Here is a 14,836-nt window from a genome sequence, read left to right as displayed (position 1 = left end):
CTCAACGCGCGGGGGCGGCGGCGGTTCCCTCGAGGTCTTTCCAGACATCCATGTGAATGATGACATCGGCCTGCGGGAAGGCCTCGATGATCGCGCGTTTCAGGCTTGCGGCGATCGCATGGGCGGCTTCGAGCGACTGGCCGCCGTCAAGCTCGATATGCAGCTGCACGAAGAGCTTTGCCCCCGCGGTGCGCGTCTTGAGGTCGTGAAAGCCGCGCACCCCGGGCCAGATCGCGGCGATCTCGGCGAGCTGACCGATCACCTCGGGCGGCGCGGCGCGGTCCATCAGCGCGTGCCAGCCGGAGACGCCGATATGCGCCGCCCCCCAGAGCATGAAGAGCGCGGCGAGGATCGCGACGATGCTGTCGATCCGGGCGAGGCCGAAGCGCGCCGAAAGCGCGAGCGCGAGGATCGCGCCGATCGTCGGCAAGAGGTCGCCGATGTAATGCAGCATGTCGGCGGCGACGACCTTGTTGCCGGTCTGGCGCGAGACCCGCGCCTGCCAGGCGACGAGGAAAAGCGTGACCACCGCCGAGACCGCCATCACCGCGATGCCCATCCCCTCGGAGGCGAGGACATGCGGCTCGGGCGCGACCAGCCGGTGCCCGGCGGCCCAGAGAATCGCACAGCCCGAGGCCGCGACGAAGACCGCCTGGCCAAGCGAGGTGAGATCCTCGACCGAGGTATGGCCGAAGGCGTGATCCTCGTCGGCGGGGCGCGCGGCATAGAGGATCGCGCCGAGCCCGGCGAGCGAGATCAAGAGGTCCATCGCCGAATCGGCGAGCGAGGCGGCGATCGACAGCGCGCCGGTCTGCCACAGCGCCCAGAGCTTGAGCGAGACGAGCAGCAGCGCGACGGAAACGGAGGCGAGCCCCGCCGAAAGGTTCAGGCGTTGCGAAGTGGCATCGTAGGACATGGCGATTCCCGGTTTCAGGCCCGCTGACTAGCGCCAAACGCCGGGTCAGTCACGGATTTCGTCGGCCCCGACGCCCCAGATCTTCGTCTTTTCGACCCAGCCGTCGGCATCCTCGGCGCTGATCTCGCACCAGTCGTGGGTGCAATCGCCGAGCTTCGCGATCGCGCCCGCCTCGGCCAGCGCGGTGACGGCGGATTTCGCGTCGGCGCGGGCGTGCAGCTCGGTCATGTCGTCCTCGACGATCACCGTGCGCACGCCCGAGATCAGCGAATAATGCACCCAGCCGCCAGCGCCGTCGCGGTCCTCGACGCGGCGCCAGTGGCCGAATTCGGCGGTGACCTTGAGCGGCATGCCGGCGTGTTTGAACACCCAGTCGATGCGATGGCTGAGCGAGGGGCCGCGGCGCGCGTTGCCCTCCGACCCCTTGAGCGAGACGAAGCGCGGCAGCGGCAGGTTGGTGACCGGGCCGCGCCCGTTCTTCACCGCCATCGCCATCGAGATTTCCATGTCGGAGGGCGGCGCCTCGTCATCCTCTTCCTGCGCCGCGGCGACCGAGGCGAGGCCGATCGCCGCCACCGTCAGGACCACGCGCCCGAACCCCCGCCCGAAAATCTGCCCGAAGACATTCCAAGCCGCCTGCATCCGCTCTCCGATCCGCCGTTTTCGCCATGGGACATATTCTTGCGCGCAAGATAATTGCGCTAACGTGGCGAAAATCGTCATTTCTGCTCTTGCCGGGCCTTGTATCTTGGCCCTTTGGACGGCACTTTGCACCCAAGCACGGAGCTTTGGAAGAGAGGAGAAACCAACCATGCCCGCACCGCGGCTGAGTGTTGTCGTGACGCGACGGTTGCCGGACGTCGTCGAGAGCCGGATGAAGGAGCTGTTCGACGTCGAATTGCGCGAGAGCGATGCGCCGATGACGCGCGAGGAACTGGTGGCGGCGATGAAGAGCGCCGATGTCCTCGTGCCGACGCTGAGCGATCAGATCGACGCGAACATGCTGGCGCAGGCCGGCGAGCGGCTGAAACTGATCGCGAATTTCGGCGCCGGGGTCGATCATATCGACGTGTCCTCGGCGCGTTCGCGCGGGGTTCTGGTGTCGAACACGCCGGGCGTGGTGACCGAGGACACCGCCGACATGGTGATGGCGCTGATCCTGGGCGTGACGCGGCGGATGCCGGAGGGGATGGCGGTGATGCAGTCGGCCGAATGGCAGGGCTGGTCGCCGAACGCCTTCCTCGGCGGACGGATCGGCGGGCGCCGGCTCGGCATCATCGGCATGGGCCGGATCGGCCAGGCGGTGGCGAAGCGCGCCCGCGCCTTCGGCATGCAGATCCACTACCACAACCGCCGCCGGCTGCGCCCGGAGATCGAGGCGGAATGCGAGGCCACCTATTGGGAAAGCCTCGACCAGATGGTCGCGCGGATGGACGTGATCTCGGTCAACTGCCCGCATACGCCCTCGACCTTCCACCTGCTCAACGCGCGCCGGATCAAGATGATGAAACCGACGGCGGTGATCGTGAACACCTCGCGCGGCGAGGTGATCGACGAGAACGCGCTGACGCGGGCGCTGCGCGCGGGCGAGATCGCGGGCGCCGGGCTCGACGTGTTCGAGCGCGGGCCGGAGATCAACCCGCGGCTGCGCGCGCTGCCCAATGTGGTGCTGCTGCCGCATATGGGCTCGGCCACGGTCGAGGGGCGCGCCGAGATGGGCGAGAAGGTCATCATCAATATCAAGACCTTCGCCGATGGCCACCGGCCGCCGGATCTGGTGGTGCCCGGGGTGATGTGATCCCTGAAAGCCCGGAGCCTGCTCCGGGCTTTCGCTTTGGCGCTAGAGCCGCAGGCTGAGGCCGGAGCCCGCCGGGGCGGTCGCCGTGGCCATCGCCTGCAGGAGGCCGGCATAGGCATTGGGCCCGGCCGCCGCCTCGAACCGGGCGAGGAGGGCGGAGCCGTCCGCGGCGCTGGCACTGCCGGGCAGCGTTGCGCCCTCGGAATAGGCCGTCGCCACGTCCGAGACCCGCTGCAGGATCACCGCGTCGCGGGTGCTTTGCAGCTGCGCCTCGGCCATCGCGCGCGCGGCGCTTTCGTCGAGGGGCAGTTGCGCAAGCTCGGCAAGGGGATTGGCGGTCGCGTCATCGGGCGCATCGGCGGCCGCGCCTTCCGTCGCGCTTCCGGTCAGGATCGCCTTGAGGATCAGGCCGAGCTGCGTCTGGTCGGTGCCCTGCGCGGCCTTTGCCTGTTCGACCGCCTGCGATTGCGGCGCGGCGGCGCTCGCCCCGGAGGCGGCAGCGCTGCTCGCGGCCTCGGTCGCCGCGACGGTGGGGGTGCTGGCCGGTGTGGTGGGGGCGCTGCCGCTGCCGCTGGCCGGCGCACCCTGGCCGCCGCTCGTCGCGACCGGTTGCGCGGTGCCGGAATTCGTCGTCCGCGCCCCGGTCCCCGCCTGCTGCGAGAGGAAGAAATGCAGCAGCGCCGACACATAGCTGAACAGGGTCATCTTCGCCGTCCCGAGTCATTAGAATTTTATTCTAATGCTTCGGAATGGCCCGCGCGCGGGAAAGATGAACTCTTGGTGAATGCCCGGGGGCTCAGAGGAAGAGCTCGATCCCGCGCGATGCGGCGGCGCTTTCGGAGGGGGCGGTCACCGCGGCGAGGCCGAGCACGGAATAGCCGCCGCTCGCCGGATTGACCGCGGCGCTCTGCGCGAGCGAGAGCGTGGTGAAAAGCGGCATCTCGCTGCCGAGGGCCTCTTGCGTCGCGGTGTCCGATGCGGTTTCGCCGGCGGCGCTCTCCGCCTCCGCCGGTGCCGCGCCCGGCGTGAGGCCGAGCACCGCCTGCAGGATCAGCGCGATCTGGCTGAACCCGCCCGCGAAAAGCCGCGTCTTCTGGCTTTTCTGCGGCGTCTCCTGCGCGCCCTGATCCTGTGCGCCGCCATGGCCCAACCCGCCCGATTGCGCCTCGCGCGCCTCGGTCACACCGTCGGCAGCGCGTTCGGCGCCACGCCATGACGGAATCAGCGCCGTTACCGCGCTTACGTATCCAATGAGGGCCATCGCTGCCCACCCTATATTCACCCGCCGCCATCCTACGCCTTCACGGACGCGCGATCACGCGAAACCGCGGCGCATGGTAAACCGCGGCAACCATCCCGCGGCGGGGGCGGTGCGATGTCGCTTTTCGCCCGCAAGTGTCGGGTGGGCCGCCGCGAAACGGGTGCGAACTGGCACAACGGAGGCAGGACCGCGAAGGAGTCGCCCGATGAAAACTCATGTCAAAGCGCTTGTCGTCGGCGGTGGCGCCGTCGGCTGTTCAATCGCCTATCACCTTGCCAAGGCCGGTTGGGAAACCATGCTGGTGGAGCGCGACGAGCTCACCTCCGGCTCGACCTGGCACGCGGCGGGTCTGCTGCCGCTCTTCAACATGGGCTATGCGAGCACCCATATCCACAAATACTCGGTCGATTTCTACAAGACGCTCGAGGCGGAAACCGGGCTGAACGCCGGGTTCAACATCGTCGGCAACCTGCGCATGGCGCAGACCCAGGCGCGGATGGACGAATACATGCTGTATTCCTCCGTGGCCGAGACCGCGGGCGTCTATCACGAGTTCCTCTCGCCGAAGGAGATGAAGGAACGCTGGCCGCTGATGAATTGCGACGACCTGATCGGCGCGCTCTTCCATCCGCAGGACGGCTACATCAACCCCGCCGACGTGACCCAGGCGATGGCGAAGGGGGCGCGTCAGCGCGGCGTCGAGATCAATCGCAAGCTGCAGGTGAACGGCTATTTCTGGACCGGCGACGAATGGATCGTCACGCTGGAAAAGATGGTCGAGAAGGGCGGCATGCTGGTCGGCTCGGGCGAACTCGTCGAAGTGCGGGCCGAGCATGTGGTGACGGCGACGGGCAACCACGCGCAGCGCACCGCGCGGCTTCTCGGTATCAAGATCCCGGCGATCCCGGTCGAGCACCAGTATATCGTGACCGAGCCCGATCCGGCGCTCGTCGCCTGGCGCGCCGCGGGCAACCCCGAGCATCCGGTGCTGCGCGATTCCGATGCGCTCTGGTATGTGCGTGAGGAGCGCGGCGGCTGGATCCTCGGCCCCTATGAGCGCAACGCGCCCGCGCGCTTCATCTACGACGTGCCGGAAAGCTTCCGCGCCGATCTCTTCCAGCTCGACCTCGAGCGGATCGAGAACGAATACATGTCCTTCATCCACCGCCTGCCGAGCTCGGAAACCGTGGGTCTGAAGGACGATTTCAACGGCCCGATCTGCTACACGCCCGATGGCAACCCGCTGGTCGGCCCGGCGCCGGGGCTGCGCAACATGTGGCTGGCCGAGGGGTTCAGCTTCGGCATCACCGCGGCGGGTGGCACCGGCTATTACCTCGCGCAGATGATGGTCGACGGCGAGGCCGAGATCGACATGGCCGCGCTTGATCCGAAGCGCTACGGGTCGTGGATGACGACCGACTATGCGGTGAAGAAGAACGAGGAATGCTACGAGCATGTCTTCATCCTGCACCACCCCGACGAGGAGCGCGAAGCGGCCCGCCCGCTGCGCACCGCGCCCGCCTATGACCGTCAGATCGCGCTGGGCGCGCAGATGGGGCAGGTGAATGGCTGGGAGCGGCCGAACTACTATGGCCCGGTGGGCGCGCCTGCCGATTTCGACCACAATTCCCGCAGCTTCCGCCGCGGTGGCTGGTGGCGATACGCCAAGGCCGAGGCCGAGGCGGTGCGCTCGACCGCGGGGATCATCGACGCCTCCGCCTTCACCAAGCATCTGGTGCGCGGGCCCGGCGCGACGGCCTTCCTCGACGCCTTCACCTGCAACAAGCTGCCGAAGGTCGGGCGCATCAACCTGACCTATGCGCTGACCGAGGCGGGCACGACGCGCACCGAATACACGATCGTGCGGCTCGCCGAGAACGAGTATTACCTGATCTCGGCCGGCGCCTGGACCGCCTATGACGGCGATTTCCTGATGAAGTCGATCGAGGATTTCATCGCCGAGGGCGGCGCGCATGTCGATTGCCACGACATCACCACGCAATGGGGTGTCTACGCGCTCGCCGGGCCGAATGCCCGGGCGATCCTGAACGAGGTGGTGAAGGACGCCTATCCGGAGACGGTGCTGTCGAACAAGCGCTTCCCCTGGCTCAGCTTCCGCAACATCGAGCTCGGCATGTGCCCGGTGCGCGCGGTGCGCGTGGCCTATACCGGCGAGCTGGGCTGGGAGCTGCATTTCCCGGTCGAATTCGGCCGTTACCTCTGGGATCTGCTGCTGAAGGCGGGCGAAAAGCACGGGCTGAAGCCGGTCGGCGCGCGGGCGCAGAACTGGCTGCGGCAGGAAAAGAGCTATCGCGCCTTCGGTACCGAACTTGGCCGCGACGCGACGCCGCTCGAGGCCGGTCTCGACCGCTTCGTCGATCTCGACAAGGAGTTCCGCGGCAAGGCGGCGATGCTGGCCAAGGGGATCCGCGCGAAATGCGTCACGCTGCTGATCGACGGGCCGGAGGACACCGACCCGTGGGGCAAGGAGGCGCTGATCCTGAACGGCGAGAAGATCGGGCGGCTCACCTCGGGCGGTTATTCGGCGGCCTTCGGCAAGCAGATCGGCATGGGCTATGTGCGCCCCGATCTGGCCGAGCCGGGCACCAAGCTCAAGGTCAAGATCCAGCTCAAGGAATGGGATGCGGTCGTCGCGGAGGACAGCCCGCATGACCCGACGAACGCGCGCATTCGCATCGACGGTTGACCCACTCACGGTCGAACGAGGGGGCCCCGCTTCGGCGGGGCCTTTTCGTCACAGCCGGCCGGTGATCTTCTTCAGCCACCAGCGCGTGCCGACGAAGAGGAACCGCCAGTCGGAGAAGAACTCCGGCGGTTTCCCCTCGATCGCGTGGCCCAGGAATTGCAGCACCCAGCCGAGCACGAACAACCCCGCCGCCCAGGGCCAGAGCCCGGGCAGGACGAGGCCGGCGATCCCCATCACGATCGCGACGACGATCATCGGGATGCCGAGCGTATGGGTCAGCTGGTTCCAGCGGTTCTGATGGCCGAGCTCGTAGCGGGCGATCCAGTCGTCCCAGCTCCGCCCTTGCAATAGCGACATGTTTCCTCCCTCGGGCGGCTCCCCCCGCCCGGGGAGAAGGCTAGGGCCGGAGGGCGGCCCCGGTCAAACCCTCTCGCCGGTGACGTGGCGACAGATCAGGGCTGGGCGCGGGCGGAAAGCCAGCTTTGCCAGCTGCCGGCGCTGCCCGCGAAGGCGTTGATGTCGACATTGCCGCCGACGCCGGGCACGACGCCGGTGCCGGTATATTGCCAGAACGACCAGCGCTCGCCCGGGTAGCGCTCGGACGGGTGCGCCGCCACCGTGCGCAGCCAGAACTCGACGCCGCGCATCCGGCCGAGCTCGTTCTCGGCGTAGAAATCGGGGGTGGTGTAGACCACCGGCAAGGTGCCGTAATGGCCGTTCAGGATGTTGAGGAACTCTGCCATCTCGCTGCGCACCGTGGCGCCGTCGGGGCGGCGCTTGCAGGACGACTGGTGGTTCCACTCGATGTCGAGCACCGGCGGCAGGTCGCCCGCCTGGCGCGGCACGTTCTTCATGAACCATTTCGCCTGCTCCTCGGGGGTGCGGCAGAAATAGTAGAAGTGATAGGCGCCGATCGGCACGCCGGCGGCGCGCGCGCGCGGGGCGTTCGCCTCGAAGCCGGGGTCGATATGGTCGCCGCCCTCGGTCGCCTTGACCCAGGCGAAGCTGATGCCGGCGTTGCGCGCCGTCGACCAGTCGATCACGCCCTGGTAGCGCGCCGCGTCGATCCCATGCACCGGGTAATTCGCCGGCACCACCGCGCTCGTGTCCCATTCATGCGGATCGGTGTCGCCGAAGCGCGAGGGCAGGCCCGAGGCGCTGAAGGCCGCGGCGTTGAGCTTGTCGGGCGCCATCAGCTTGCCGCGGCTCGGCCCGCTTTTATGCCCGCCGCCACAGGCCGCGAGCGCCACCGCCAGAGCGGCCAGAAGAAAACCACGACTCACCCGGAACTGCCCCATCCGTGCCCCCATTGTTTTTTGGCAGAATCGCGCAAAACCGTCCGACTGTCACGAGGGGGCAGGGCGCCGGCGGGGCCTTGTGGCGGAAAAGCGCGGGGGGATCCCCCGCGCCTGCCGTTTTCTTCGGCGCCTGCCGGCGGATCGCTCAGCGGCGCGGGCCGAAATCGTCGAGCGTGAGCACGCCGTCGCCGTTCATGTCCCGCATCTTGAACCAGGCGTCGGTGCCGTCGACGAATTCGGCGCGGGTGACGGTGCCGTCCCGATTCGTGTCGAACATCTTCATGCCGTCCTCGGCCGAGACGTTGAGCCCCTGGCCCGCCATGCCCTGACCCATGCCCTGGCCTTGGCCCTGACCCTTGCCCATGCCGGGGCCCTTGCCCTTCGGCCCGGGCTGCATGCCCTCGGGCAGGTTGTGGCCCGGGCCCATGCCGGCCTCGAGCTCCATCAGCTTGTGCTCGTCGATGCCCTTGAGCTCGTCCGCCGAGAAGCTGCCGTTGTCGTCGCTGTCGAACATCGCGAAGATGTCGCCGCGGTGTTCGCGCGCTTCGGCAAGCGTGACCTTGCCGTCGCCGTCGACGTCCCATTGCGCCATGAAATTGTCGCCGGGGGTGACGGTCTGTGTCGTGCTCTGGGCCTGTACCAGCCCCGCGCTCAGGGCAAGGATGGCGGTGAGGGTGATGAGGCGTTTCATTGCTGCGTCCTTCCGTTCAATCACTTGTTTGAAAAACGGGACCGCCCGCGGCTTCCGTCGCGGGCGGCCAAAATGTCGCAGCGGTCGGGCTCAGGCCTGCGGCGCGGAAAGCTCGTCCCAGCAGGCCAGCGCATGGCCCGCATACATCAGGCCGGGGCCGCCGCCCATCTGGATCGCCATCGCGCAGATGTCGCCCAGCTCCTCGCGGGTGCCGCCCGCCCGCATCAGCGCGCCGACGTGGAAATTGATGCAGGGCTCGCAGCGGGTGGCGATCGCCATCGCGAGCGCAAGCCATTCCTTCTGCTTCTTGTCGAGCACGCCGCCCTCGGTGACGGCCTTTTCCATCGCGGAAAAGCCCTTCATCTGCTCGGGGATGAGCTTGTTCATCACCCGCAGCTCACCGCGCATGCTGTCGATCTTTTCCTTGTAGCTCATGGTCTTCTCCTGTTCGCATCGCCCCGACGGTCGGGGACATATATTCGCGGCCCTGAATATCAGCCGAAGCGCGCGGGGGAAAGCGCCGCAACCGTCGCAGGGGCAAGGGCGGGGGCGCGCCCCGCGATCAGATCGGCGACGAGCGCGCTCGCGCCCGGCGCGCTCTGGAAGCCATAGCCGCCCTGACCGGCCAGCCAGAAAAAGCCCGCGTCCTGCGGCGCGAGGCCGATCACCGGCGCGCGGTCGGGGGCAAAGCTGCGCAGCCCGGCCCAGTTCGCGATCATCCGCGTCACCGGCTCGGTCACCGCCTCCTCATAGCGCGCGAGCCCTTCGGCCAGCACCATGTCGTCGGCCCAGGCGTCGTGGGGCGGCATCGGGTCTTCCTCGGCGGGGGAGACGATCAGCGCGCCGGCGTCGGGCTTGCAATACCAGTCCTCGGCGCCGCCGATCACCATCGGCCAGCAGGTCACGTCGTGCCCGCCGGGCGCCGGGATCCGCGCCATCGAGCGGCGATAGGGCTGGATTCCGAGCGGCGCGAGGCCGGCCATCGTGGCGACCTCATCCGCCCAGGCGCCGGCCGCATTGATCAAAAGCCGCGCCGCGTAGACCTCGCCGCCCGCCTCGACGCGCCAGCCCTCGGGGGTGCGGGTGATCGCAGACACACGCGCACCGGTGACGATCGTCGCGCCGGCGTGGCGCGCGTCCTTCGCGTAGGTCTGCAGCAGGAGATCGGTGTCGATGTCCCAGGCATGCGGCGCATGGGCGGCAAAGCCGATGGTTTCGGGGTTGAGGATCGGGAACAGGCCGCGCGCCTCGTCGAGGCCGATCGCCTCGAGCTGCATCTCGCGGATCGTGGCGCGAAAGCGGGCCTCCTGATCGGGGGTGTCGACCAGCATGAAGCCGCGTGGGGTGAGCAGGCCGGAGCCGTGGTAGAAATCGCCCGAGGCGAGCGAAAGCTCGACCACGGCCGGGTTGCCGTAGCGCGGTTCGTAAAGCGCCGCCGAGCGGGCGGAGGCGTGATAGGCGAGGTTCGGCTCGGCCTCGAGCAGCGTGAGCGATCCGAGCGGGGCGATGCGCGCGGCCGCGGAAAGCCCGGCGACGCCGCCGCCGATGATGAGAAAATCGGTTTTCATGGCGCGAGCCTAGGAGCGCGCCCGAGGGAAGGGAAGAGGGCAAGACTCATTGCCGGTTTGCGCCGGGAGGCGTAGCCTTGGGTGGTCAAAGTAAGGAGGTCGTGATGAAACTGGTTCTGGCCCTGGCGGCGGTGCTTCTGGTGGCGGCTTGCGGTGACAGCGTGCCGCTGGTGCCCTTCATCTGAACGGAAAAAGGCGCCCCGAAGGGCGCCTTTCGTTCATTTCCAGGGGCTCACGCCTGTAGCGGGCGGACCGAGATTTCTCCCTCGGCGCGGCTCTTCATCGCCGCCACCGCCGCGATGCTCGCCGCGGCCGTGGTGAAATAGGGGATGTGGTCGTAAAGCGCGACGGCGCGGATCTCGCGGCTGTCGGAGATCGCCTGCGACCCGTCCGTCGTGTTCAGCACCAGCGCGATGTCGCCGTTCTTCAGCCGGTCGACGACGTTCGGGCGGCCCTCGTAGACCTTGTTCACGATCTCCGCCGTCACGCCATGTTCGGCCAGCCATTTCGCCGTGCCACGCGTGGCGATCAGGCCAAAGCCCATCGCGATCAGATCCTGCGCCGCGGCGGCCAGCTCTTCCGACTTGTCGGCATCCTTGATCGAGAGGAACACGTTGCCCTCGAGCGGCAGATGCGTGCCCGCGCCCATCTGCGCCTTGAGGAAGGCGCGCGGGAAGTTGCGGTCCCAGCCCATGACCTCGCCGGTCGAGCGCATTTCCGGCCCGAGCAGCGTGTCGACGCCCGGGAAGCGGGCGAAGGGCAGCACCGCCTCCTTCACCGAGAACCAGGGCGTGTTCGGATCGGCAAGCGTCAGCGGATCGGCGAAGGGCAGCGGCGTTTCCGGGCCGACCCCTTCGGGGTAGGGCGCGCGCTGCGGGAAATTCGCCATCGGCTCGCCCGCCATCAGCCGCGCCGCGATCGAGGCGATGGCAGAGTCGGTCGCCTTGGCGACGAAGGGCACCGTGCGCGAGGCGCGCGGGTTCACTTCGAGAACATAGATCACGCCATCCTTGATCGCGAATTGCACGTTCATCAGGCCGACGACGTTCAGCGCCCTGGCCATCAGCTCGGTCTGGCGTTTGACCTCGGCGATCAGCTCGGGCGAGAGCGAATAGGGCGGCAGCGAGCAGGCAGAGTCGCCCGAATGGACGCCGGCCTCCTCGATGTGCTGCATGATGCCGGCGACATGCACCGTCTCGCCGTCGCAAAGCGCGTCGACATCCATCTCGATCGCGCCGGAGAGGTAGCTGTCGAGCAGCACCGGGCTGTCGCCCGAAACCACCACCGCGTCGCGGATGTAGCGCTTGAGCTGGTCGAGGTCGCGCACGATCTCCATCGCGCGCCCGCCCAGAACGTAGGAGGGGCGGATGACGAGCGGATAGCCGACGCGGCCGGCGATCTCGAAGGCCTCGGCGTCGGAATGCGCGATGCCGTTCACCGGCTGTTTCAGGCCGAGGTCGTTGAGCAGTTTCTGGAACCGCTCGCGGTCTTCGGCGAGGTCGATCGCGTCGGGCGTGGTGCCGAGGATCGGGATCCCCTCCGCCTCGAGCGCGTTTGCGAGCTTGAGCGGCGTCTGGCCGCCGAACTGCACGATCACGCCGTGCAGCGTGCCGTTCTCCTGTTCAACGCGCAGGATTTCCAGCACCGATTCAAGGGTCAGCGGCTCGAAATAGAGGCGATCCGAGGTGTCGTAGTCGGTCGAGACCGTCTCCGGGTTGCAGTTGACCATGATCGTCTCATAGCCGGCCTTGGTCAGCGAGAAACAGGCGTGGCAGCAGCAATAGTCGAACTCGATGCCCTGGCCGATGCGGTTCGGGCCACCGCCGAGGATCACCACCTTCTTGCGGTCGCTCGGCCGTGCCTCGCATTCGACGTCGCCCATCGCCGGGACTTCGTAGGTCGAATACATGTAGGGCGTCTGCGCCTCGAATTCCGCGGCGCAGGTGTCGATGCGCTTGAACACCGATTTCACGCCGAGGTTGCGGCGCGCGCGGCGCACCTGCGCCTCGTCGCGGCCGGTGAGCTTCGCGAGGCGGGCATCGGTGAAGCCCATCATCTTGAGCGTCCGCAGGCCTTTTTCGTCGAGCGGCAGGCCCGAGCGGCGGATCTGCGCCTCGGCCTCGACGATCTCGCGGATGCGGGCGAGGAACCAGGGGTCGAAATGGGTGACGGCGTTGATCTCGTCATCGCTCAGCCCGTGGCGCATCGCCTGGGCGATGACGCGGATCCGGCTCGGCGTCTGATGCGAGAGCGCCTTGATCACGGCGGCCTTGTCCGGCGCGCCGGGGATCTCGATCTCGTCGAAGCCGGTGAGCCCGGTTTCCAGCGAAGCCAGCGCCTTCTGCACCGATTCGTGGAAGGTGCGGCCGATCGCCATCGCCTCGCCCACCGATTTCATCGCGGTGGTGAGATCGGGTTTCGAGCCGGGGAACTTCTCGAAGGCGAAGCGCGGGATCTTCGTCACGACATAGTCGATCGTCGGTTCGAAGGAGGCCGGCGTCACCTTGGTGATGTCGTTGTCGAGTTCGTCGAGCGTGTAGCCCACGGCGAGCTTCGCCGCGATCTTCGCGATCGGGAAGCCGGTGGCCTTCGACGCGAGCGCGGACGAACGGCTCACACGCGGGTTCATCTCGATCACCACCATGCGCCCGTCGGCCGGGTTGATCGCCCATTGCACGTTCGAGCCGCCGGTCTCGACGCCGATCTCGCGCAGAACGGCGATCGAGCCGTTGCGCATCATCTGATATTCCTTGTCGGTCAGCGTCAGCGCCGGGGCGACGGTGATGCTATCGCCCGTGTGCACGCCCATCGGATCGACGTTCTCGATCGCGCAGACGATGATCGCGTTGTCGGCCTTGTCGCGCACCACCTCCATCTCGAATTCCTTCCAGCCAAGGAGGGATTCGTCGACGAGGATCTGCGCGACCGGCGAGGCATCGAGCCCCGAGTGGCAGATCTTGATGAAGTCGTCGCGGTTGTAGGCGACGCCGCCGCCGGTGCCGCCAAGGGTGAAGGCGGGGCGGATGATCGCGGGCAGGCCGATGTGGTCAAGCTCGTTCAGCGCCTGCTGCACGCCGGCGTTGATGTCGAAATGCCCGTTCGGCAGTTTCGGCGCGGTGATGATCGTGGCTTTCGGGTTCTCGATGCCGAGCCGGTCCATCGCCTCGCGGAAGAGTTTCCGGTCCTCGGCCATCTCGATCGCGTCGCGTTTCGCGCCGATCATCTCGACGCCGAATTTCTCGAGCACGCCCATGTCGGCGAGCGCGAGCGCGGTGTTCAGGCCGGTCTGCCCGCCCATCGTCGGCAAAAGCGCGTCGGGGCGTTCCTTCTCGATGATCTTGGCGACGACCTCGGGGGTGATCGGCTCGATATAGGTGGCGTCGGCCATCTCCGGGTCGGTCATGATCGTCGCCGGGTTCGAGTTCACCAGAATGACGCGATAACCTTCCTCGCGCAGCGCCTTGCAGGCCTGGGCGCCGGAGTAGTCGAATTCGCAGGCCTGGCCGATGATGATGGGCCCTGCGCCGATGATGAGGATGGACTTGATGTCGGTTCTCTTCGGCATTGGGGATCCCTTCTTTGCGGCAGCGCTCCGCAGGCCCCGGCAGGGCCCGCGCAAATTGATGGGGGTTATAGTCAGGTCGTGGCGCGGCGCAAGCATGATTCCCGCGCTGGCGGGAATTGGCGCTCAGCGGCCGCGCGCCACGCGGGTTAGGGCCAGGAGGGCAAGCGCAAGCAGACCCGCCCAGAGCGCGACGGTGAGCAGCGAATAGGAGAGGAGCGGCGCCGGGCCGCGCATCACCAGCGCAAGGCAGAGGTTGGAGCCAAGGCCGAGCGCGAGGCCGAGCATGGGCAGGGTAAGGCGGCGCGGCAGGCCAAGGCCGAGCGCGGGCAAAAGCAGCAGCGGCGCGATCAGGTAATGCAGCCAGCTCAGCGGGCCGAGGAGGAAGAGGATGATCTCGACCGCGAGCAGAGCGAGGGCGGTGCCCTCGCGCTCGGGCGCGCGGGCGGCGAGGCGCAGGGTGAGGAGCGCGAGCGCGGCGGCGGAGAGCGCGGCGAGGCGGCCGATCCAGGCGGGCGGGGTCAGGATCGCGAGCAGCGCGTTCTCGAAGGGGATCGGGGGCGCGAGGCCGAGCGCCGCGGCCCCGGCGGTGACAAGCGCGCGGGGCGAGGGGTTCATCGGCGCCCAGACCGTGCTTTGAGCGGCGCGCGCGAGCTGTTCGAGAAAGGCGCGGTGCAGCGGCCAGCCCATCAGCGCGACCGAGGCAAGCGCGAGCGCCGCGCCGGTGAGGAGGAAGGCGGCCAGCGCAGGGCGCGTGCTGCGGCGCAGGAGCAGGAGCACGAAGACCGCCGGGGTAAGCTTGAGCGCGGCGGCGAGCGCCAGCACCGCCCCTGCGCTGCGCGGCGCGCGCGGCAAAAGCGCGAAGGCGAGCAGCACGAGAAAGCCGATGGTGATCGAGGGCTGATTGAGGCGCTGTTGCGCAAATCAGCTGATGATCGCACTTGCCCTTTCCCCGGACACTCTTATCCCGCGGCCACGGTCATCGGGATACCGAGTGCCGTGAAGCGGTTGAGGACCGCCGCGCGGATCTGGACC

The 14,836-nt window shown here is 67.9% G+C and carries 12 protein-coding genes and 1 pseudogene; 2 read left to right on the top strand and 11 right to left on the bottom strand.

The features are described from left to right. Nucleotide 1 precedes the first annotated feature (1 nt). Complete coding sequence (locus tag AB7U46_RS14660) at nucleotides 2-916, bottom strand: cation diffusion facilitator family transporter (RefSeq protein ID WP_428337724.1); 915 nt, start codon at nucleotides 914-916, stop codon at nucleotides 2-4. A 45-nt stretch (nucleotides 917-961) separates the two neighbouring features. After that, on the bottom strand, nucleotides 962-1,558 hold the full coding sequence (locus AB7U46_RS14655; RefSeq protein WP_428337723.1) for an SH3 domain-containing protein: 597 nt from the start codon (nucleotides 1,556-1,558) through the stop codon (nucleotides 962-964). 169 nt (nucleotides 1,559-1,727) lie between these two features. Here AB7U46_RS14655 and AB7U46_RS14650 point away from each other — a divergent pair, with 169 nt between their 5' ends. Then, nucleotides 1,728-2,714 (top strand): 2-hydroxyacid dehydrogenase, encoded by a 987-nt coding sequence (locus AB7U46_RS14650; RefSeq protein ID WP_428337722.1) that lies wholly within the window; start codon nucleotides 1,728-1,730, stop codon nucleotides 2,712-2,714. A gap of 42 nt (nucleotides 2,715-2,756) precedes the next feature. On the opposite strand, the gene AB7U46_RS14645 is transcribed toward AB7U46_RS14650, so the two are convergent. Next, nucleotides 2,757-3,419 (bottom strand): hypothetical protein, encoded by a 663-nt coding sequence (locus tag AB7U46_RS14645; protein WP_428337721.1) that lies wholly within the window; start codon nucleotides 3,417-3,419, stop codon nucleotides 2,757-2,759. A gap of 91 nt (nucleotides 3,420-3,510) precedes the next feature. Then, nucleotides 3,511-3,975, bottom strand: coding sequence for a hypothetical protein (locus tag AB7U46_RS14640; RefSeq protein ID WP_428337720.1), 465 nt, complete (start codon nucleotides 3,973-3,975; stop codon nucleotides 3,511-3,513). 205 nt (nucleotides 3,976-4,180) lie between these two features. On the opposite strand from AB7U46_RS14640, the gene AB7U46_RS14635 reads away from it, so the two are divergent. Then, nucleotides 4,181-6,682, top strand: coding sequence for a GcvT family protein (locus AB7U46_RS14635; RefSeq protein ID WP_428337719.1), 2,502 nt, complete (start codon nucleotides 4,181-4,183; stop codon nucleotides 6,680-6,682). A gap of 48 nt (nucleotides 6,683-6,730) precedes the next feature. Here AB7U46_RS14635 and AB7U46_RS14630 read toward each other — a convergent pair whose 3' ends face one another. From AB7U46_RS14630 to AB7U46_RS14600, 7 genes and pseudogenes are all read right to left on the bottom strand, one after another. After that, the gene (locus AB7U46_RS14630) at nucleotides 6,731-7,039 is read right to left on the bottom strand and encodes an Mpo1-like protein (protein WP_428337718.1); all 309 of its coding nucleotides are present in this window, start codon (nucleotides 7,037-7,039) and stop codon (nucleotides 6,731-6,733) included. A 95-nt stretch (nucleotides 7,040-7,134) separates the two neighbouring features. Then, a complete protein-coding gene (locus AB7U46_RS14625; RefSeq protein ID WP_428337717.1) occupies nucleotides 7,135-7,965 on the bottom strand; it encodes a GH25 family lysozyme in 831 nt (276 codons plus the stop codon). Nucleotides 7,966-8,125: 160 nt separating this feature from the next. Then, complete coding sequence (locus tag AB7U46_RS14620; protein ID WP_428337716.1) at nucleotides 8,126-8,671, bottom strand: hypothetical protein; 546 nt, start codon at nucleotides 8,669-8,671, stop codon at nucleotides 8,126-8,128. 90 nt (nucleotides 8,672-8,761) lie between these two features. Next, nucleotides 8,762-9,106, bottom strand: a complete 345-nt coding sequence (locus AB7U46_RS14615) for a carboxymuconolactone decarboxylase family protein (RefSeq protein ID WP_428337715.1) — start codon at nucleotides 9,104-9,106, stop codon at nucleotides 8,762-8,764. 59 nt (nucleotides 9,107-9,165) lie between these two features. After that, nucleotides 9,166-10,239, bottom strand: coding sequence for an NAD(P)/FAD-dependent oxidoreductase (locus AB7U46_RS14610; RefSeq protein ID WP_428337714.1), 1,074 nt, complete (start codon nucleotides 10,237-10,239; stop codon nucleotides 9,166-9,168). Nucleotides 10,240-10,471: 232 nt separating this feature from the next. Then, nucleotides 10,472-13,804 (bottom strand): carbamoyl-phosphate synthase large subunit, encoded by a 3,333-nt coding sequence (gene carB / locus AB7U46_RS14605; RefSeq protein ID WP_428337713.1) that lies wholly within the window; start codon nucleotides 13,802-13,804, stop codon nucleotides 10,472-10,474. Nucleotides 13,805-13,927: 123 nt separating this feature from the next. After that, nucleotides 13,928-14,701 (bottom strand): annotated as a pseudogene (locus AB7U46_RS14600) (glycosyltransferase 87 family protein); the annotation flags it as partial. Nucleotides 14,702-14,836: the final 135 nt, after the last annotated feature.

The organism is Paenirhodobacter sp. (assembly GCF_050177655.1).
Classification (GTDB): domain Bacteria; phylum Pseudomonadota; class Alphaproteobacteria; order Rhodobacterales; family Rhodobacteraceae; genus Rhodobacter.
The sequence above is the reverse complement of the archived record's forward strand: the minus strand, read 5'-3'. Positions and strand labels throughout refer to the sequence as shown.

Bases quoted from the DNA above. Each gene is read 5' to 3' on its own strand.
- AB7U46_RS14620 (WP_428337716.1), bottom strand. From the start codon at position 8,671: ATGAAACGCCTCATCACCCTCACCGCCATCCTTGCCCTGAGCGCGGGG.
- AB7U46_RS14650 (WP_428337722.1), top strand. From the start codon at position 1,728: ATGCCCGCACCGCGGCTGAGTGTTGTCGTGACGCGACGGTTGCCGGAC.
- AB7U46_RS14660 (WP_428337724.1), bottom strand. From the start codon at position 916: ATGTCCTACGATGCCACTTCGCAACGCCTGAACCTTTCGGCGGGGCTC.
- carB (WP_428337713.1), bottom strand. From the start codon at position 13,804: ATGCCGAAGAGAACCGACATCAAGTCCATCCTCATCATCGGCGCAGGG.
- AB7U46_RS14630 (WP_428337718.1), bottom strand. From the start codon at position 7,039: ATGTCGCTATTGCAAGGGCGGAGCTGGGACGACTGGATCGCCCGCTAC.
- AB7U46_RS14610 (WP_428337714.1), bottom strand. From the start codon at position 10,239: ATGAAAACCGATTTTCTCATCATCGGCGGCGGCGTCGCCGGGCTTTCC.
- AB7U46_RS14645 (WP_428337721.1), bottom strand. From the start codon at position 3,419: ATGACCCTGTTCAGCTATGTGTCGGCGCTGCTGCATTTCTTCCTCTCG.
- AB7U46_RS14635 (WP_428337719.1), top strand. From the start codon at position 4,181: ATGAAAACTCATGTCAAAGCGCTTGTCGTCGGCGGTGGCGCCGTCGGC.
- AB7U46_RS14655 (WP_428337723.1), bottom strand. From the start codon at position 1,558: ATGCAGGCGGCTTGGAATGTCTTCGGGCAGATTTTCGGGCGGGGGTTC.
- AB7U46_RS14615 (WP_428337715.1), bottom strand. From the start codon at position 9,106: ATGAGCTACAAGGAAAAGATCGACAGCATGCGCGGTGAGCTGCGGGTG.
- AB7U46_RS14640 (WP_428337720.1), bottom strand. From the start codon at position 3,975: ATGGCCCTCATTGGATACGTAAGCGCGGTAACGGCGCTGATTCCGTCA.